The 16,666-nt window shown below is 40.8% G+C and carries 15 protein-coding genes; 7 read left to right on the top strand and 8 right to left on the bottom strand.

Translation table 11 applies throughout. The features are described from left to right. Positions 1–250 precede the first annotated feature (250 nt). Both clpB and A6B40_RS03280 read left to right on the top strand, forming a co-directional pair. A complete protein-coding gene (gene clpB, locus A6B40_RS03275; protein ID WP_176671549.1) occupies positions 251–2,818 on the top strand; it encodes an ATP-dependent chaperone ClpB in 2,568 nt (855 codons plus the stop codon). Between the two features lie 174 nt (positions 2,819–2,992). Continuing rightward, entirely contained in the window at positions 2,993–4,135 is a 1,143-nt protein-coding gene (locus A6B40_RS03280) for a 5-methyltetrahydropteroyltriglutamate--homocysteine S-methyltransferase (protein ID WP_176671550.1), read from the top strand. A 68-nt stretch (positions 4,136–4,203) separates the two neighbouring features. On the opposite strand, the gene A6B40_RS03285 is transcribed toward A6B40_RS03280, so the two are convergent. The 3 genes from A6B40_RS03285 to folB all read right to left on the bottom strand — a co-directional run bounded on the left by A6B40_RS03285 (position 4,204) and on the right by folB (position 7,039). Then, complete coding sequence (locus A6B40_RS03285) at positions 4,204–5,595, bottom strand: DASS family sodium-coupled anion symporter (protein ID WP_176671551.1); 1,392 nt, start codon at positions 5,593–5,595, stop codon at positions 4,204–4,206. A gap of 114 nt (positions 5,596–5,709) precedes the next feature. Then, entirely contained in the window at positions 5,710–6,600 is an 891-nt protein-coding gene (gene cdd / locus A6B40_RS03290) for a cytidine deaminase (protein ID WP_176671552.1), read from the bottom strand. An 85-nt stretch (positions 6,601–6,685) separates the two neighbouring features. Further along, positions 6,686–7,039 (bottom strand): dihydroneopterin aldolase, encoded by a 354-nt coding sequence (gene folB / locus A6B40_RS03295; RefSeq protein ID WP_025217712.1) that lies wholly within the window; start codon positions 7,037–7,039, stop codon positions 6,686–6,688. A 69-nt stretch (positions 7,040–7,108) separates the two neighbouring features. Here folB and plsY point away from each other — a divergent pair, with 69 nt between their 5' ends. Beyond that, positions 7,109–7,714 (top strand): glycerol-3-phosphate 1-O-acyltransferase PlsY, encoded by a 606-nt coding sequence (gene plsY, locus A6B40_RS03300; RefSeq protein WP_025217713.1) that lies wholly within the window; start codon positions 7,109–7,111, stop codon positions 7,712–7,714. 70 nt (positions 7,715–7,784) lie between these two features. Here plsY and parE read toward each other — a convergent pair whose 3' ends face one another. After that, positions 7,785–9,698, bottom strand: a complete 1,914-nt coding sequence (gene parE / locus A6B40_RS03305; RefSeq protein WP_176671553.1) for a DNA topoisomerase IV subunit B — start codon at positions 9,696–9,698, stop codon at positions 7,785–7,787. 97 nt (positions 9,699–9,795) lie between these two features. Next, entirely contained in the window at positions 9,796–10,185 is a 390-nt protein-coding gene (locus A6B40_RS03310; RefSeq protein ID WP_176671554.1) for a Cu(I)-responsive transcriptional regulator, read from the bottom strand. Positions 10,186–10,276: 91 nt separating this feature from the next. On the opposite strand from A6B40_RS03310, the gene A6B40_RS03315 reads away from it, so the two are divergent. From A6B40_RS03315 to A6B40_RS03325, 3 genes are read left to right on the top strand one after another with little or no spacing between them, the layout of a single operon-like run. After that, positions 10,277–10,738, top strand: a complete 462-nt coding sequence (locus A6B40_RS03315; protein ID WP_176671555.1) for a DUF411 domain-containing protein — start codon at positions 10,277–10,279, stop codon at positions 10,736–10,738. Between the two features lie 19 nt (positions 10,739–10,757). Then, positions 10,758–10,958, top strand: a complete 201-nt coding sequence (locus tag A6B40_RS03320) for a heavy-metal-associated domain-containing protein (protein ID WP_176671556.1) — start codon at positions 10,758–10,760, stop codon at positions 10,956–10,958. After that, a complete protein-coding gene (locus tag A6B40_RS03325) occupies positions 10,958–13,105 on the top strand; it encodes a heavy metal translocating P-type ATPase (RefSeq protein ID WP_176671557.1) in 2,148 nt (715 codons plus the stop codon). The genes A6B40_RS03320 and A6B40_RS03325 overlap by 1 nt, the downstream gene beginning before the upstream one ends. Positions 13,106–13,157: 52 nt before the next feature. Here A6B40_RS03325 and truA read toward each other — a convergent pair whose 3' ends face one another. Both truA and folE read right to left on the bottom strand, forming a co-directional pair. Next, positions 13,158–13,943: a tRNA pseudouridine(38-40) synthase TruA gene (truA, locus tag A6B40_RS03330; protein ID WP_176671558.1), complete on the bottom strand. Its 786-nt coding sequence runs from the start codon at positions 13,941–13,943 to the stop codon at positions 13,158–13,160. 57 nt (positions 13,944–14,000) lie between these two features. Beyond that, the gene (folE, locus tag A6B40_RS03335) at positions 14,001–14,690 is read right to left on the bottom strand and encodes a GTP cyclohydrolase I FolE (protein ID WP_025247993.1); all 690 of its coding nucleotides are present in this window, start codon (positions 14,688–14,690) and stop codon (positions 14,001–14,003) included. Between the two features lie 98 nt (positions 14,691–14,788). On the opposite strand from folE, the gene A6B40_RS03340 reads away from it, so the two are divergent. Further along, positions 14,789–15,499, top strand: a complete 711-nt coding sequence (locus A6B40_RS03340; protein WP_038644354.1) for a 3-deoxy-D-manno-octulosonic acid kinase — start codon at positions 14,789–14,791, stop codon at positions 15,497–15,499. Between the two features lie 65 nt (positions 15,500–15,564). Here A6B40_RS03340 and apbC read toward each other — a convergent pair whose 3' ends face one another. Continuing rightward, a complete protein-coding gene (gene apbC, locus A6B40_RS03345) occupies positions 15,565–16,662 on the bottom strand; it encodes an iron-sulfur cluster carrier protein ApbC (protein WP_176671559.1) in 1,098 nt (365 codons plus the stop codon). Positions 16,663–16,666: the final 4 nt, after the last annotated feature.

The raw sequence follows: 16,666 nt of genomic DNA on the forward strand, positions 1-16,666 counted from the left end.
AATAATCAGATTACCTATAACGAGGTAAACTTTAGAGAAGTGTAAATGAAGTGAAATAAAAATGAATTGATATTTATCAAATTTTTAACATTAAACTACCCATAGCGAGTTATTTCATTTATTTTTGTGATCTTTTTCACATTTTTACTTGAAAAGTGCTTGACAAACACTATTTATAACATCGTTAAAGGTTAAGCCGTTTATACACCGCTTAATTCATTATTAAAAATAAATAGATTCTGGAGTAAATATGAATTTTGAGAAGATGACCACAAAACTGCAAGAAGCGTTGGCAGAGTCCCAATCGCTTGCGGTTGGAAAAGATAACCCTTATATCGAACCTGCCCATTTACTATATGCGTTAGTGAAACAAGATGGCGGTTCTGTTGCCCCACTCTTTACAGCATTAAATATCAATGTGCAGACCTTGATTAGCGAATTGCAAGCCATTTTAGACCGCTTGCCGCAAGTGCAAGGTGGAAACACACAGGTTTCACAACAATTAGTGAGATTGTTAAATCAATCAGACAAGTTGGCACAGCAATTTGGCGATAGCTTTATTTCCTCTGAATTGTTTGTGTTGGCAAGCATTGAGGATAATGGCGATTTAGGAAAATTATGGAAAAAATTTGGCTTGAGCAAAGAAAAAGTCACCCAAGCAATTAGCCAAATTCGAGGAGGAGAAAACGTGAATAATCAAAATGCGGAAGAAACCCGCCAAGCATTGAAAAAATATACGATTGATTTAACCGAGCGAGCCAAATCTGGTAAGTTAGATCCGGTTATCGGGCGTGATGAAGAAATCCGTCGTGCCGTACAAGTGTTACAACGCCGTACAAAAAATAACCCCGTGCTTATCGGTGAACCGGGCGTAGGTAAAACAGCAATTGTAGAGGGATTGGCTCAACGCATTGTCAATGGCGAAGTGCCGGAAGGTTTGAAAAACAAACGTGTACTTTCTCTTGATATGGGCGCATTAATTGCCGGGGCAAAATATCGTGGCGAATTTGAAGAGCGTTTAAAAGCCGTTTTAAACGAACTTGCCAAAGAAGAAGGACAAGTGATCCTCTTTATTGATGAAATTCACACAATGGTGGGAGCAGGTAAAACCGACGGGGCAATGGATGCTGGTAACTTGCTCAAACCAAGCCTTGCTCGAGGCGAATTACACTGCGTTGGGGCAACTACTCTTGATGAATATCGTCAATACATTGAGAAAGATGCCGCCCTTGAACGCCGTTTCCAAAAAGTGTTAGTTGATGAACCGACGGTGGAAGATACCATTGCAATTTTGCGTGGTTTGAAAGAGCGTTATGAAATCCATCATCACGTGCAAATTACAGACCCAGCCATTGTGGCAGCTGCAACACTTTCGCACCGTTATGTATCTGACCGCCAATTACCAGATAAAGCGATTGACTTGATTGATGAAGCAGCTTCAAGTCTGCGTATGGAAATTGATTCCAAACCGGAGCCGTTGGATAAATTAGAACGCCGTATTATTCAGCTCAAATTGGAACGCCAAGCGTTACAAAAAGAGGAAGATGAAGCCAGCCGTCAACGTTTAGCGAAATTAGACGAAGAAATGGCAGCCAAAGAGCGTGAATATTCGGAGCTGGAAGAAATTTGGAAAGCGGAAAAGTCCACCTTGCTTGGCACGCAACACATTAAAGAAGAGTTGGAAAACGCTCGCATTGCGATGGATCAAGCTCGCCGTGAGAACAACTTTGAGAAAATGTCTGAGTTGCAATATGGCGTGATTCCAAACTTAGAAAAGCAGTTACAAGCGGTCGAAAATGGCGAAAAAAATGCAGAAACGCAATTACTTCGCACTAAAGTAACCGAAGAAGAAATTGCCGAAGTGCTTTCAAAAGCGACTGGCATTCCTGTTTCTAAGATGATGGAAGGCGAGAAGGAAAAACTCCTTCGTATGGAAGAGGTATTGCACGCTCGTGTTATCGGGCAAAATGAAGCGGTTGATGCGGTGGCAAATGCGATTCGCCGTAGCCGTGCAGGGCTTTCTGATCCGAATAAACCGATTGGTTCGTTCTTATTTTTAGGCCCGACCGGCGTGGGTAAAACGGAATTAAGCAAAACATTAGCCCACTTCTTGTTTGATGACCCTGATGCAATGGTGCGTATTGATATGTCTGAGTTTATGGAAAAACACAGCGTATCTCGCTTAGTAGGAGCACCTCCGGGCTATGTGGGCTATGAAGAAGGTGGTTACTTAACCGAAGCGGTTCGCCGTCGTCCATACTCTGTAGTTCTACTTGACGAAGTGGAGAAAGCCCACCCTGATGTGTTTAACATTTTACTGCAAGTGCTAGATGACGGGCGTTTAACCGATGGTCAAGGCAGAACCGTGGATTTCCGTAATACCGTTGTGATTATGACATCAAACTTAGGCTCGCACCTCATTCAAGAGAATGCACATAAAGGCTATGATGCGGTTAAAGAGATGGTAATGGAAGTTGTTGGACACCATTTCCGCCCTGAATTTATTAACCGTATTGATGAAACAGTAATGTTCCACTCGTTAGGAAAAGAGCATATCCGCTCGATTGCGAAAATTCAGCTACAACGCTTAATTACTCGCTTAGCAGAACGTGGTTATAGCCTAATCGTAACCGATGCAGCTTTAGATCATATCGGCAATGCAGGCTTTGACCCATTATTTGGAGCAAGACCACTTAAACGTGCAATTCAACAAGAGCTTGAAAATCCACTTGCTCAACAGATTTTAAGCGGTAAATTATTACCAAATAAACCTGTAACGGTGGATTACCAAGACGGGCGAATTGTGGCAACTCAGTAATAGCGTTAACAAGCGGTTAAAAATTGCAAAAAATTGGCAAAATATAACCGCTTGCATAGTAAAAATTTTCATATTGCCCTTCATTAATTTTCATAAGCTAATGAAGGGTTTTTTATTACTATTTTTGCTATGATTAATGGTGTTTATAACCAATACAATTACAAGGAGTGATTTATGAGCCAATTATTTCCAGAAGCAACTGTTCGTACTCAAGCCCCTTATCGCAATGATATTGTGGGAAGTTTTTTGCGTACTGATGTGTTGAAGCAAGCAAGAGAAGATTTCAATCAGCAAAAAATCAGCCGTGAGGAGCTTAGAGAAGTTACTCGCCAAGAAGTTAAAAAGCTAGTTGAATTGCAAAAACAGCACGGTGTAAAAGCGGTTTCTGACGGTGAATTCAGCCGTACTTGGTGGCATTTGGATTTCTTAGCTGAACTTGAAGGTATGGATTGGCAGGAAACCGAAGTCTTTAATGTAAATTTCACAGGTCATAAGCCAAAAGGCCAAACCGTAAAAATCGTAGGCGATATCGATTTCTCTGACAATCACTCTTTTATTGATGCTTACCGTATTTTAAAAGAAGCTGCCGGCGATTATCCAACTAAATTCACTATTCCAGCACCAACAATGCTACATCTTGTTTGCTGTATTCGTGATGAAAATTATCAGCCTCTCCCACAATATCAAGATGAGCAAAAACTCTATGATGATATTGCTAATGCTTACATCAAAGCAATGCATAAATTCTATGAAATGGGGTTGCGCAATCTACAATTAGACGATACAAGCTGGGGGCAGCTCTGTGCAGAAAACAAACGTAAAGAGTTTGAAGAAAGAGGTATTAATTTAACTCAACTTGCTGAAAACTACGTAGCATTATTAAACCGTATTGTTGATGCAAAACCGGCAGATATGTCTATTACAATGCACATTTGTCGTGGTAACTTCCGTTCTTCTTGGTTCTCGGAAGGTGGCTATGGTCCTGTTGCTGAAACATTATTCGGTAAGTGTCGTATTGATGGCTTCTTCTTAGAATATGATACCGAGCGTGCAGGCACGTTCGAGCCGTTACGTCATATTAAAGATCAGCAAGTAGTGTTAGGTTTAATTACCTCGAAATTTGGTGATTTGGAAGATAAAAATACGATCATCGAGCGTATTAAAGAAGCCGCTCAAATTGTATCGATTAACCAGTTATGTTTATCACCACAATGTGGTTTTGCATCAACCGAAGAAGGTAATATCTTAACTGAAGCGGCACAATGGGCAAAATTAAACTTAATTAAAGAAATTGCGGAAGAAGTTTGGGGGAAATAACCTTTTCCATTCAAAATCAAAAAATACAAAGCGAGCCATTATGCTCGCTTTGTTATATTTGGGAATACTTATAACCAGAATAGATAACCGACTGTTGCAATAACAAACACACAAATAATATTTAGCCAAAAACCAACTTTAACCATTTCAGTTTGTCTAATTTTACCTGTACCAAATACAATCGCATTTGGTGGCGTTGCAACTGGTAACATAAATGCACAAGAAGCACCTAAGCCAATAATCAAAGCTAATCCTAATGGCGGCATATTGAGGGCTTGAGCAATCGAAATAAAGATTGGTACAAGTAAAGCAGCACTCGCGGTATTAGAAGTTACTTCGGTTAAGAAAATAATAAATGCAGCAACAATTAAGCCAATCACATAAAAATGCCCACCTTCAATCAAAGAAACAACGCCATCAGCCATAATTTTACTTGCTCCTGTTTGCCCTAATACAGCACTTAGAGTTAAGCCTCCTCCAAATAAGAATAAAACACCCCATTCTGTATTCTCTTGAATTTGCTGCCAATTTGCGACACGAGTAATACAAATCAGTGCTGCTGCAACAAGTGCTAACATTGCATCGAAGCTCGCAATTTTGCCTTGAATACCTAATAAATTTGCAATAAATGGGTTTAATTTATCACCAAAAATCCAACCTAATGCAATTACCGTAAAAATAGATAAAGTAATAATACGAGAGCGATTTAGCTCAATCTTCTCAAAAGATTGTTCAAATTTAACAGAAAAGTTTGGCTTAAAAATCACATATAAAATAGCGATCATCAGCGGCAATAACATTAACATAATTGGCAAACCATATTTCATCCAGTCTGCAAATGTTAGATGAAGCTGGGAAGCCACAATTGCATTTGGAGGGCTACCAATTACCGTTCCCATACCACCAATACTCGCACTATAAGCAATTCCTAGCAGTACAAATACATAAGTATTATGATTCTGTTTCGGATCTAACTCACTTAAAATGCCCATTGCAAGCGGTAACATCATTGCTGCCGTCGCAGTATTACTCATCCACATTGATAAAAATGCAGTAGCTGAAAATAAATAAATGGATGCAACAGATAATTTACCTCTAGCTAATGTCATTATTTTATTTGCAATAAGGCGATCTAATTTTTGAATATGTAATGCAGTTGCTAAAGCAAAGCCACCAAAGAATAAGAAAATTGTAGGATCAGCAAAAGAGGCTAATGCATCTTTTGGTTTAACTAAACCTAAAAAAACCGATAAAATAGGAATTAACAACGCTGTTACTGTTACATGTAGTGCTTCTGTCAGCCATAAAATTGAAATAAAAGCTAATAGAGCTAAGCCTTTATTCGCTTCTAGTGAAAAAGGTAATGTATTTAATAGAATACAAAACAAAATAATATCGGCAATAAAAATAAAGGTATTGCGTCTATTTTTATTTGGTTCAACTAATGGTGTATTTTCCATACAAACCTCACAAGCCTTAGTAACTAAAGGCTAACTATATCTAAAACAAGAAATTAAACAAACTTCGTCATAATAAAAACATGAGTCTTATCAAGTTTTCTATAAAAAGTCAATTTATAACGAGATATACTCTAATTTTAATCCTAATATAGAATCAACCATTGAACTTGTCATCAATTTACTACTTAATGAGCCTTTAGCCTCTGCAAGTACTACACGGCTAATTGGTATATCCGCTAAGCCTAATAACAGGCGATAATTTAACGCGCATTGCAAGGGTAACAAAGTAGGATTAAACGCCGCATTTTCGGCATATTTCCCTGTAATAATCCGCTCTCCAACCTGCAATGCAACGCCACTAAAAGATTTGCTATGCGGAGCATAAGAGCAATTCGCTGCTGCAATAGCTGCTTGTTGCAATTTATCCCCTTTCATCTCAAATTGTTGAGGTTGCTCATTAAAAAATACGCTTTCAACGCCTAAATCTTTAGGCCCAAAGCTATCAGGTAAATAGCTATGGAGTAAATTATCTTGACTGTGAGGTAAATGTACTTTTAGATTTTCTGCACCATTGAGTTCATTCATAAATTGTCGACAATGTCCACAAGGGGTATAATTTACGACAATATCAGTAATTAATGTTTCACCTGCAAGCCACGCGTGAGAAATTGCACTTTGTTCTGCGTGCACAGTTTGTTGTATTGCTTCCCTTGCAAACTCTTGATTAGCACCAAAGTAGAAATCCCCTCGTTTTCCAATTGCTACCGCTCCAACATTAAAATGAGAGACTGGCGTAATCGCATAGCACGCTGCAATTGAAACACAAAATAGGGCCAATTCAATACGAGAACGTTTAAATTGGCTACATAATTCATCAACAATCTCGTAAGATAATTGCCCATGAAAATCTTGCCTAATTAGTTGTTCAATCACGGCTTTCGTAATTTCACAATTTTTTTCTGCTATTAATTGCTCAAAACGTTCTGAAATTTCTGTACGAAACATATTACTACCTCCAGTTAATATTTTTATAGTAAGTGAATTTCCTAGCTATAACCAGTATAATAAAAAATTCTTTAGTGAAATCTTATTAGTAACCTCGTTCCACAATTACCCCAACACTACTTGCCTGAGCAACTGCTTTAGGTTTATGTAACTCAATGCGAATCCAAGAAAGTTGATACTCTTTTTGTAATAATTCCGCCAGTTGATATGCAACAGTTTCCACTAATTTAAACGGCTGAGACTCTACAAAATGTAGTACTTTTTCCGACACTTCCGCATAATTTAAGCAATACTGTACATCATCTGTTTCTACGGCTTTAGAAAAATCCCACGCCATATCAATATTAAACACCAAACGTTGTTTAATAGTGTGTTCCCAATCATACGCTCCGATAGAGGCAAATGCGGTTAACTCTCGAATAAACACTTTATCACTCATTTTTCGTCCTGTTATATTTCTGGAAATTCTGTAAAATATAGCACAAGATAAATTTGATCAGGAAAATTTATGAATTTAATTCCCTATTTATTGATCTTGATTGCCTATTTGCTAGGTTCCATCTCTAGCGCGATTATTTTTTGCAAACTCGCTGGCTTGCCAGACCCGAGAGAAAGTGGCTCGCATAATGCTGGAGCCACTAACGTGCTAAGAATCGGGGGTAAAAGTGCCGCACTTGGCGTGCTGCTATTTGATATTTTAAAAGGCACATTGCCGGTTGCGATGGGGATTTACTTCGCCCTCACGCCTTCACAACTTGGCTTTGTGGCGTTAGCGGTCTGTTTAGGGCATATTTTCCCGATTTTCTTCCAATTCCGTGGAGGAAAAGGCGTTGCTACTGCCTTTGGGGCAATGGCTCCGTTGAGCTTTATTGTTGCCGGTGGAGCAATTTGTACTTGGCTTTTGGTGTTTTTGATTTCCGGCTACTCATCTTTAAGTGCAGTGCTAACTGCCCTACTTGTACCGTTTTATATTTGGTGGTTTGAACCACAATTTACTTTCCCTGTTGCCTTAGTATGTTGTTTGTTGGTCTACCGCCACCACGACAATATTCAACGTTTATGGCGTGGGCAGGAAGATAAAGTGTGGGATAAATTAAAGAAAAAGAAAGCGTAAAAATAGGCATAGTGCTGAAACACTATACCTATTTGCAAATTATTAACAGAATCTTACCGCTTGTAATGCACTAAACCGCTAAATCCGCCTCATCGCCTCGGTTTTGTAGCCATTGTTTGCGATCTTCTGCTCGTTTCTTGCCAAGCAACATATCCATAATTTCAAAGGTACTGACCTCGCCCTCTTCTACATCCACACTTTCATCAAATGTGAGTTGCACTAAACGGCGAGTACTCGGATCCATCGTGGTTTCACGCAATTGACTTGGGTTCATTTCACCCAAACCTTTAAAGCGTTGTACATTCGGCTTGCCTTTTTTCTTGGATAAACGTGCTAAAATCGCCTCTTTTTCGCTCTCATCTAAGGCGTAATGCACTTCATCTTTGCCAATATCAATACGATAAAGCGGTGGCATTGCCACATAAACGTGCCCGTTTTTCACTAATTGTGGGAAATGACGGAGGAATAAAGCACAAAGTAAGGTTGCAATATGCAAACCGTCTGAATCCGCATCGGCAAGAATACAAACTTTGCCATAACGTAATTCCTCTAAATTATCGCTATCCGGATCAATTCCCAATGCAATCGCAATATCGTGAACCTCTTGTGAAGCTAATACTTGGTCTGATGATACTTCCCAAGTATTTAAAATTTTACCACGTAGAGGGAGAATGGCTTGATACTCTTTATCACGAGCCTGTTTTGCCGAACCGCCGGCAGAATCCCCTTCCACCAAGAAAAGCTCAGTGCGACTTAAATCTTGTGCAGTACAATCCGCTAATTTACCCGGCAGAGCCGGTCCGCTTACCAGCTTTTTACGTACCACTTTTTTCGCTGCACGCAAACGGCTCTGAGCGGAACTAATCGCCATTTCTGCGATCAATTTACCGGTTTGCACATTTTGATTTAACCACAAACTAAACGCATCTTTTAAAGTGTTATCCACATAGTTTGAGGCTTGGCGAGAAGATAAACGCTCTTTCGTCTGTCCTGCAAATTGTGGCTCTTGAATTTTGAGTGAAAGCACATAAGCACAACGGTTCCAAACATCGTCAGCGGTCAGTTTCAAGCCTTTCGGCAACAGGTTGTGGATTTCGCAGAACTCCACCATCGCTTTAAGCAAGCCGTTACGCAAACCATTAACGTGCGTGCCGCCTTGTGCGGTTGGGATCAAGTTCACATAGCTTTCCGCTACTAATTCGCCACCTTCAGGCAGCCACGTTAAAGCCCAGCTAACTGCTTCAGTATCCGCCGTCACATCGCCAATAAACGGTGGATTTGGCACGATTTCATAGCCGTTTAACGCTTCGGTTAGATAATCGGATAATCCGTCTTCGTAATACCATGTTTCTTCAGTATTGTTGATTTTATCAATGAAATTGATGGTGAGTTTCGGGCAAAGCACCGCCTTGGCACGCAGTAAATGGCGTAAACGGCTTACCGAAAAACGTGGGCTGTCGAAATATTTCGGGTTTGGATAAAAACGCACGGTAGTACCGGTTTGCTTTTTCGGGCAAGTGCCGATCACCGTCAGTTCTTCCACTTTTACCCCGTTGGCAAAAGCAATGGAATAGACCTCACCACCACGTTTGATCTGAATTTCCACACGTTCGGAAAGGGCGTTCACCACCGAAATCCCCACGCCGTGTAAACCACCTGAGAAAGTATAGTTTTTATTCGAGAATTTACCGCCGGCGTGCAGTTTCGTCAAAATCAGCTCAACGCCTGAAATTTTCTCGGTGGAATGAATATCCACCGGCATACCACGCCCGTTATCAATCACCTCAAGCGAGTTGTCAGCGTGCAGAATAACGTCAATTTTATCAGCATAGCCCGACAACGCTTCGTCCACACTGTTATCAATCACCTCTTGCCCCAAATGGTTTGGGCGAGTGGTATCGGTGTACATCCCCGGACGAAGCTGCACCGGCTCAAGATCTTTCAGAACGGTAATTTCATCCGCCCCATAGCGTTTTTCTGACATTATTCTTTCTCTTAGGCTACAAAATAAAATAAGGCTGAATTTTAAGAAAATTTAGCCTGTTTTGCAAAGTTTTAGGAAAATTAGACCGCTTGTCGGCTCAATGATCTCTCAACCCATTCAAAATCGAGCACTCAGGGCTGTGGTTGCCACAGCAAGTGCGGCTCCAGCTTCTAAGTAATTTAAGCATTTCGTTTAAGTCATTTATTTTTTGTTCCAGCTCTACAATGTGTTGTTCTGTAAGCTGTTTTACCTCTCGACTGGTGCGGTTTGGGTTGTCGTTTAGTTTCAATAATTCGGCAATTTGCACAAGAGAAAAGCCGACTTTTCTTGCATTACAAATAAAAAACAATCGATCTAAATCAGCTTCATTATAAAAACGATAGCCAGACTGTGTACGAATTGGTGCTGGAAGCAATCCTGCTTTTTCATAGTCTCGAATTTGTTTGGTGGATAATCCTGTATTTTCGGCAGCTTGGCTGATATTCATTTTCCCCTCTTGACTTTAACCTAAGGTTAGGGTTTAGCATATACGCAAATTATCGATTTGTCATTTTTTAGTTTGTTACTAGGAGCATTGTATGAAATCAAAACTGTTTAAAACTGCAAGTGTATGGGCTGCAACTGCACTATTTTCATTGGCTTATGCTCAATCAACAGTAGAAGTATGGAAAACACCAACTTGTGGTTGTTGTAATTTCTGGATCGATCATTTAAAAGAGAACGGTTTTGACGTGAAAGCCAATGACACAGGAAATCAAGCACTCCATCAAAAACTTAACTTACAACCAAAATTACAAGCCTGTCATAGTGCAATGGTTGATGGCTATTTGATTGAAGGGCACGTTCCTGCCGAAGATATTAAACGTTTATTGGCTGAAAAACCTGCCGATGCCCTTGGATTAATTGTACCTGAAATGCCGATTGGTTCACTGGGTATGGATCAACCAAAACACAATGGCGTGAAAGAAAAATATGATGTGTTGTTACTGAAAAAAGATGCCTCAACCACCATTTTCAACACTCATAATGATAACCCATAAAGATAAATAGGAGCTTAGTATGACAATCAAATTACAACTAGACGGATTACATTGTAGCAACTGTGTGAAAAGTGTCGAAAAGGCTTTAAATGAAGTAGCAGGCGTAACGCAAGCCATCGTAACCTTAGAAAATCAAACGGCGATAGTCCAAGGCGATGTTGTCGCTGAAGATTTAATTGCCGCCGTTGAAGATATTGGATTTGAGGCGAAATTAGCGTGATGATAACCGAACAACAACTTTTAATTGACGGAATGCATTGTGCCGCTTGTGTTCGGCGAGTTGAAAAAGCGTTACTTAAAGTAGAAAACGTCCGTTTTGCCTCTGTTAATCTTGCCGATCAAACCGCTTTTGTGCAAGGAAATGCCCCTTCGGAAGCCCTTATTGCTGCGGTGACTAAAATTGGTTTTGGGGCAGAACTATTAGAAAGCGAGGAAGAACGCAGAGCCAAACAGCAAGCTCAAACTAAACGTGTGCTAAGTCATAAGCGTTCACAATTTATCGTGGCTCTTATTGTTGGCTTTGCGTTGGTCTTATTTGGCTTTTATAAAGGTATGTTGGTTACCGAAAACAACCGTTCGCTTTGGTTGGTTTGGTCTATTATCACTGTTGCTACAATGTATTTTTCAGGCAGAGAGTTCTTTTTGGGGGCTTGTAATGCCCTTAAAAACAGATCCGCCAATATGAACGTGCTAGTGGCAATCAGCACCGGCACGGCTTGGCTTTATTCACTTTGGCTTACGCTGTTTCCACAGCCGAATGCTCACGTTTATTTTGAAGCGAGTGTGATGATTATCGGCTTTATCAATTTAGGGAAATATCTTGAACTTAAAGCCAAACAACGCTCTTCCCTTGCATTGGAAAAATTGCTCGATCTCGCCCCGAAACAAGCGGTCATTTTTGAAGAAAATATTGCAAAAACCATTCCGGCGAAAGGCATTAAGCCTGCAATGCGAGTGCAAGCCTTAACGGGTGATCGTATTGCGGTTGATGGTATTTTAGCAAGCGGCTCAATTTGGGTTGATGAATCAATGCTTACAGGCGAAGCATTACCGATTGAGAAAAAAATAGGCGATAAAGTCCGAGCCGGTACGCTGGTTCAAGATGGCTCAGGTATTTACATTGCCGAACAAGTTGGCTCTCAAACCGCTCTCGCCCGTGTAATTAATGCCGTTCGCCACGCTCAAAGTAGTAAGCCTCCACTGGCTCAATTTGTCGATAAAGTCGCCGCTGTGTTTGTGCCTGTGGTGGTTTCTATCGCTTTACTTGCTGCCTTGATTTGGCTTTTTGTCGGGCAAGATTTCGCCTTTGTACTTTCCATTTTTACCACCGTATTAATCATTGCCTGCCCTTGTGCGTTGGGATTAGCCATTCCGCTTTCCACCATTGCGGGTGTAGCTCGTGCGGCAGAATTTGGCGTATTGGTCAGAAATATTCAAGCCTTACAAGCAGGGAGCGAAATTGATACTTTAGTTTTCGATAAAACCGGTACGCTTACCACCGGGCAAATGGAGGTTACGGAAGTTATTACGTTCAATGATTTTGATAAAAATCATTTGATTGCTCTTGCCAAAAGTTTAGAGCAACACGTCTCTCACCCTATTGCGAAGGCGATTGTAAAATTTGCGGAAAATCAGACCACTTGCGAGGTAAGTGAAATTCAAGTGGAGAAAGGATTAGGCATTCAAGGCAAAGTGGGAGAAGATAAAATTAAAATCGGCAATGCCGTATTTGTAAATTTTTTGGAAAAAACCACCGCTTGTACTGCCACACTTATTTATGTTGCAGTTAATGATGAAGTTGTTGGTAGAATTTCGCTGCAAGACCAACTTCGTCCTGAAGCAAAATCTACAATCCAACAGTTCCAAGCTGAAGGTTATCAATGCTTGATGCTTACAGGCGATCGCCAAGAAACGGCTGACTATTTTGCTAAAGAGTTGGGCTTAAATGGCGTGATTGCTGAAGTATTACCGGAGCAAAAAGCCGAAAAAATTCGTCAGTTGCAAGCTGAAGGAAAAAAGGTCGCAATGATTGGCGATGGCATTAATGATGCTCCAGCCCTTGCTCAAGCGAATGTGGGTATTGCGATGCACAACGGCTCGGATATTGCAGTGGAAACCGCCGATCTTTCCCTAATGAAAAGCGGATTAGAACCGGTGAGCCAAATCTTCCCTTTCTCAAAACGTGTGCTACAAAATATGAAACAGAGCTTGCTTGGCGCTTTTTTCTATAATATCGTTGCGATTCCTGTCGCTGCGGGAGTGCTTTATCCGTTTACCGGTTGGTTACTCAACCCGATGATTGCTGCGATTGCGATGACATTGTCCTCTATTACAGTAGTGCTGAATAGCCAAAGATTGTTGAAATAATTCAAGCGGTTGAATTTGCAAAAAAATTTACAAATTCAACCGCTTGCCTTAATTAATCTGCCAAAAACAGGGGGCCTAATGCAGTTTTCGGAATACCGAAATGTTCCGGATAATGCACTTCTACCAAATACAAACCTTCCGCTTTGGCTGTGGGAGCAGCTTTTTCTCTATCTCGTTGCTCTAGCACCCATTTTGCCCATTCTACCGGCTGTCTGCCCTGCCCGATTTCAAGCAAAGTGCCGACAATATTTCTGACCATATGATGCACAAAAGCGTTAGCCTGAATATCCACAATCACATAATTACCTTGTCGGGAAACATTTAAATGGTGGATATTTCGCCACGGCGTATTCGATTGGCATTTCGCCGCACGGAATGAGGAAAAATCGTTTTCGCCCAGTAAATGCTGCCCTGCTTGATGCATTTTGGTTTCATCAAGCGGAAAATGGAAATGGGTAACGCCTTTTGGCAAAATGGCGGAACGCAGTTTGCTGTTGAAAATAATATAGCGATAACGGCGAGCGGTGGCACTAAAACGAGCGTGGAAATCCTCACTGACTTCCACTGCCCATTTCACCGCAATATCATCCGGCAAATGAGCATTAGTGCCGAAACACCAGCTTTGCAGCGGCCGATTTACTTCAGTTTCAAAATGAACCACTTGCCCCGTACCGTGTACGCCAGCATCGGTTCTGCCAGCACAAAACACTTCCACCGGCGAATTGGCAACAACAGAAAGTGCTTGTTCTAATTTTTGCTGCACGCTTTCCACAGATTCTTGACGCTGCCAGCCAAAATAACGGCTGCCATCATATTCAATACCTAATGCGATTTTCATTTTTTATCCTAAAATAAAAGCGAAAAAATAAGGGCGAAAGATGTTTCGCCCCTACAATCACTTATTTAATAAACCTAAAAATTCTTTGCGGGTTTCTCTGTCTTCTAAGAACACGCCGCCAAAAGCAGAGGTCACGGTGTAGCTGTTGGTGTCTTTTACGCCTCGGCATTTTACGCAGAAGTGTGTTGCTTTTACATACACCGCCACATCATCGGTTTCCAAAATGGTTTGGAATGCGGTTAAAATCTGCTCAGTAAAACGTTCCTGCACTTGTGGACGCTGAGCGAAAAACTGCACCACACGGTTGATTTTAGATAAACCAATCACCCATTTTTTCGGGTAATAAGCAACTGCAACTTTGCCATCAATAGTTACAAAATGGTGTTCGCAAGTTGAGGTAAGGGTAATATCATCAACTAACACCATCTCGCTGACTTTCATTCGATTTTCAATGTTGGTAATTTTCGGGAAAGTCGCATAATCTAAGCCGCTGAAAATCTCGTCCACATACATTTTCGCTAAGCGATGCGGCGTTTCTTCTAAGCTGTCATCGGTTAAATCTAAGCCCAGCAGCTCTAACACCGCCTTCATATGGTGCTGAATTTCCTCACGGCGACTGTCTTTATCTTTTTGATGTGCAACAGTGGGCGTTTCAATGCCCTTTGCCAATAAGGCTTGTCGAACTTTTTGCGCTTCCGGCGAAAGCTGATTTTCCGCATTTTTTAATTCGGGCGAGATCGTTGTCATTGGTTTTCCTCTCAAATGTAAGCCGCAGATTCTAACAAATTGACATCAAAAAAAATAGCTCTAAAATGGGCTATTTCAGCCATAACGATTCTATAACTATGCGAAATATTCATTACCTTTTCAATGCCGACTTAATTTCCAAAGATCAGGCGGAATTTGTGCAAAGCCTTTTTAGTTGCAAAAATTTTGAAAATTCTGACCGCTTGTTAGGCTTTTCTAAAGGGCGTGGCACAACGTGGTTTTTAAACACAGTTCCGGAACTCGGCATTAATGTGGTACTACGCCATTATTATCGTGGTGGTTTGTTTGGGAAATTCATTAAAGATAGCTATGTTTTTACCCGTTTTGAAAATACCCGTGCTTATAAAGAATTTTTCTTATTGCAACAAATGTTAGCTTGGGGATTACCAGTACCTCGCCCTGTTGCAATCAAAGTAGAAAAATCGTTATGTTGCTATCGTGCCGACATTATGCTGGAAAAACTGGAAAATACGCAGGATTTAAGCAAGATTTTGCAATCTCAAGCTATCTCAAATGAGCAATATGAACAGATCGGAAAACTCATTCGCCGTTTGCATAACCATCAAGTCCATCATTCTGATTTGAATATTCATAATATTTTGCTCGGTAATGAGGGGAGATTTTGGCTGATTGATTTTGACAAATGTGGCATTGAGCAAGGTGAAAGTTGGAAACAGAGTAATTTAGATAGACTGTTGCGTTCATTTAAAAAAGAGCAAGGGCGATTGAATATTCTATTTAATGAAGAAAATTGGCAAGCGGTTTTGAAAGGTTACTCAGCACAATAAAAATATACCGCCTGCAAATCACCACAGCTGCAAGCGGTATATTTTCCGTTTATTTTTGCAAAAAATTATTTCACTTCACGGATCATAATTTCAGACGGAATAACACTACCTTGCCAGTAAAGCTCAGCAGCCACTTTTTCAGCTAAGGCTAAATAGGCTTGGCTGATTTCGTGTTCCGGTGCAGCCACAACGGTTGGTACACCGCGGTCTAAATCTTCACGCAGGCGAATGTGTAATGGCAGTTGTGCTAAAACTTTCGTACCATATTTTTGAGCAATTTTATCTGCTCCGCCTGTACCGAAAATGGCTTCGTGATGTCCGCAATTCGAGCAAATGTGCATTGACATATTTTCAATCACTCCCAACACCGGCACAGAGACTTTTTCAAACATTGAAATGCCTTTTACCGCATCTAATAATGCAATATCTTGTGGTGTGGTAACGACCACTGCTCCTGTTACGGGGATTTGTTGGGAAAGTGTAAGCTGAATATCGCCCGTACCCGGTGGCATATCAATCACCAAGTAATCTAATTCATTCCACCACGTTTCATTTAACAGTTGGCTTAATGCACTACTTGCCATCGGTCCACGCCAAATAGTTGCGTTATCTTCTTCCATCAAATAACCAATAGAATTTGATTGCAAACCGTGAGCCGTAATTGGTGTGATATGTTTGTTATCAGGTGAAGTCGGGCGTTGGTCCTTCGCACCAAGCATATGTGGAATAGACGGACCATAGATATCCGCATCTAAAATCCCTACCTTTGCCCCTTGTGCTTGCAACGCTAACGCAAGGTTTACCGAAGTGGTTGATTTCCCCACCCCGCCTTTACCAGAGGTTACCGCAATAATATTTTTTACTCCATTTACCGCTGGGTGCTTGTTAGCACGTTTTAAGGTGGCAATTTGGTAATTTAACACCCATTTTATACCGCTTGCAGCCGTTGCTTGCTTGAGCTTTTCTTCGGTTTCGGCTTTTAACGCAACAAAACCGCTGTTCCACGCAAAAGGCATTGTAATTTCAATTCGTAAAGTTCCACCACCCAGCTCTGCCTTTTTAAAAGCATTAAGGGCAATAAGATCTTTTTGCAACGTTGGGTGAGCAAATTGTTGTAAAATGCTTTTAATTTCAACAAGTTGCTTTTCTGTCAATTGGTTCATTGGA

Source organism: Mannheimia varigena, from assembly GCF_013377235.1.
GTDB classification, from domain to species: domain Bacteria; phylum Pseudomonadota; class Gammaproteobacteria; order Enterobacterales; family Pasteurellaceae; genus Mannheimia; species Mannheimia varigena.

What these genes read in the sequence shown, in the direction of transcription:
- clpB (WP_176671549.1), top strand. Translation starts at nt 251, where the DNA reads ATGAATTTTGAGAAGATGACCACAAAACTGCAAGAAGCGTTGGCAGAG.
- A6B40_RS03280 (WP_176671550.1), top strand. Translation starts at nt 2,993, where the DNA reads ATGAGCCAATTATTTCCAGAAGCAACTGTTCGTACTCAAGCCCCTTAT.
- A6B40_RS03285 (WP_176671551.1), bottom strand. Translation starts at nt 5,595, where the DNA reads ATGGAAAATACACCATTAGTTGAACCAAATAAAAATAGACGCAATACC.
- cdd (WP_176671552.1), bottom strand. Translation starts at nt 6,600, where the DNA reads ATGTTTCGTACAGAAATTTCAGAACGTTTTGAGCAATTAATAGCAGAA.
- folB (WP_025217712.1), bottom strand. Translation starts at nt 7,039, where the DNA reads ATGAGTGATAAAGTGTTTATTCGAGAGTTAACCGCATTTGCCTCTATC.
- plsY (WP_025217713.1), top strand. Translation starts at nt 7,109, where the DNA reads ATGAATTTAATTCCCTATTTATTGATCTTGATTGCCTATTTGCTAGGT.
- parE (WP_176671553.1), bottom strand. Translation starts at nt 9,698, where the DNA reads ATGTCAGAAAAACGCTATGGGGCGGATGAAATTACCGTTCTGAAAGAT.
- A6B40_RS03310 (WP_176671554.1), bottom strand. Translation starts at nt 10,185, where the DNA reads ATGAATATCAGCCAAGCTGCCGAAAATACAGGATTATCCACCAAACAA.
- A6B40_RS03315 (WP_176671555.1), top strand. Translation starts at nt 10,277, where the DNA reads ATGAAATCAAAACTGTTTAAAACTGCAAGTGTATGGGCTGCAACTGCA.
- A6B40_RS03320 (WP_176671556.1), top strand. Translation starts at nt 10,758, where the DNA reads ATGACAATCAAATTACAACTAGACGGATTACATTGTAGCAACTGTGTG.
- A6B40_RS03325 (WP_176671557.1), top strand. Translation starts at nt 10,958, where the DNA reads ATGATAACCGAACAACAACTTTTAATTGACGGAATGCATTGTGCCGCT.
- truA (WP_176671558.1), bottom strand. Translation starts at nt 13,943, where the DNA reads ATGAAAATCGCATTAGGTATTGAATATGATGGCAGCCGTTATTTTGGC.
- folE (WP_025247993.1), bottom strand. Translation starts at nt 14,690, where the DNA reads ATGACAACGATCTCGCCCGAATTAAAAAATGCGGAAAATCAGCTTTCG.
- A6B40_RS03340 (WP_038644354.1), top strand. Translation starts at nt 14,789, where the DNA reads ATGCGAAATATTCATTACCTTTTCAATGCCGACTTAATTTCCAAAGAT.
- apbC (WP_176671559.1), bottom strand. Translation starts at nt 16,662, where the DNA reads ATGAACCAATTGACAGAAAAGCAACTTGTTGAAATTAAAAGCATTTTA.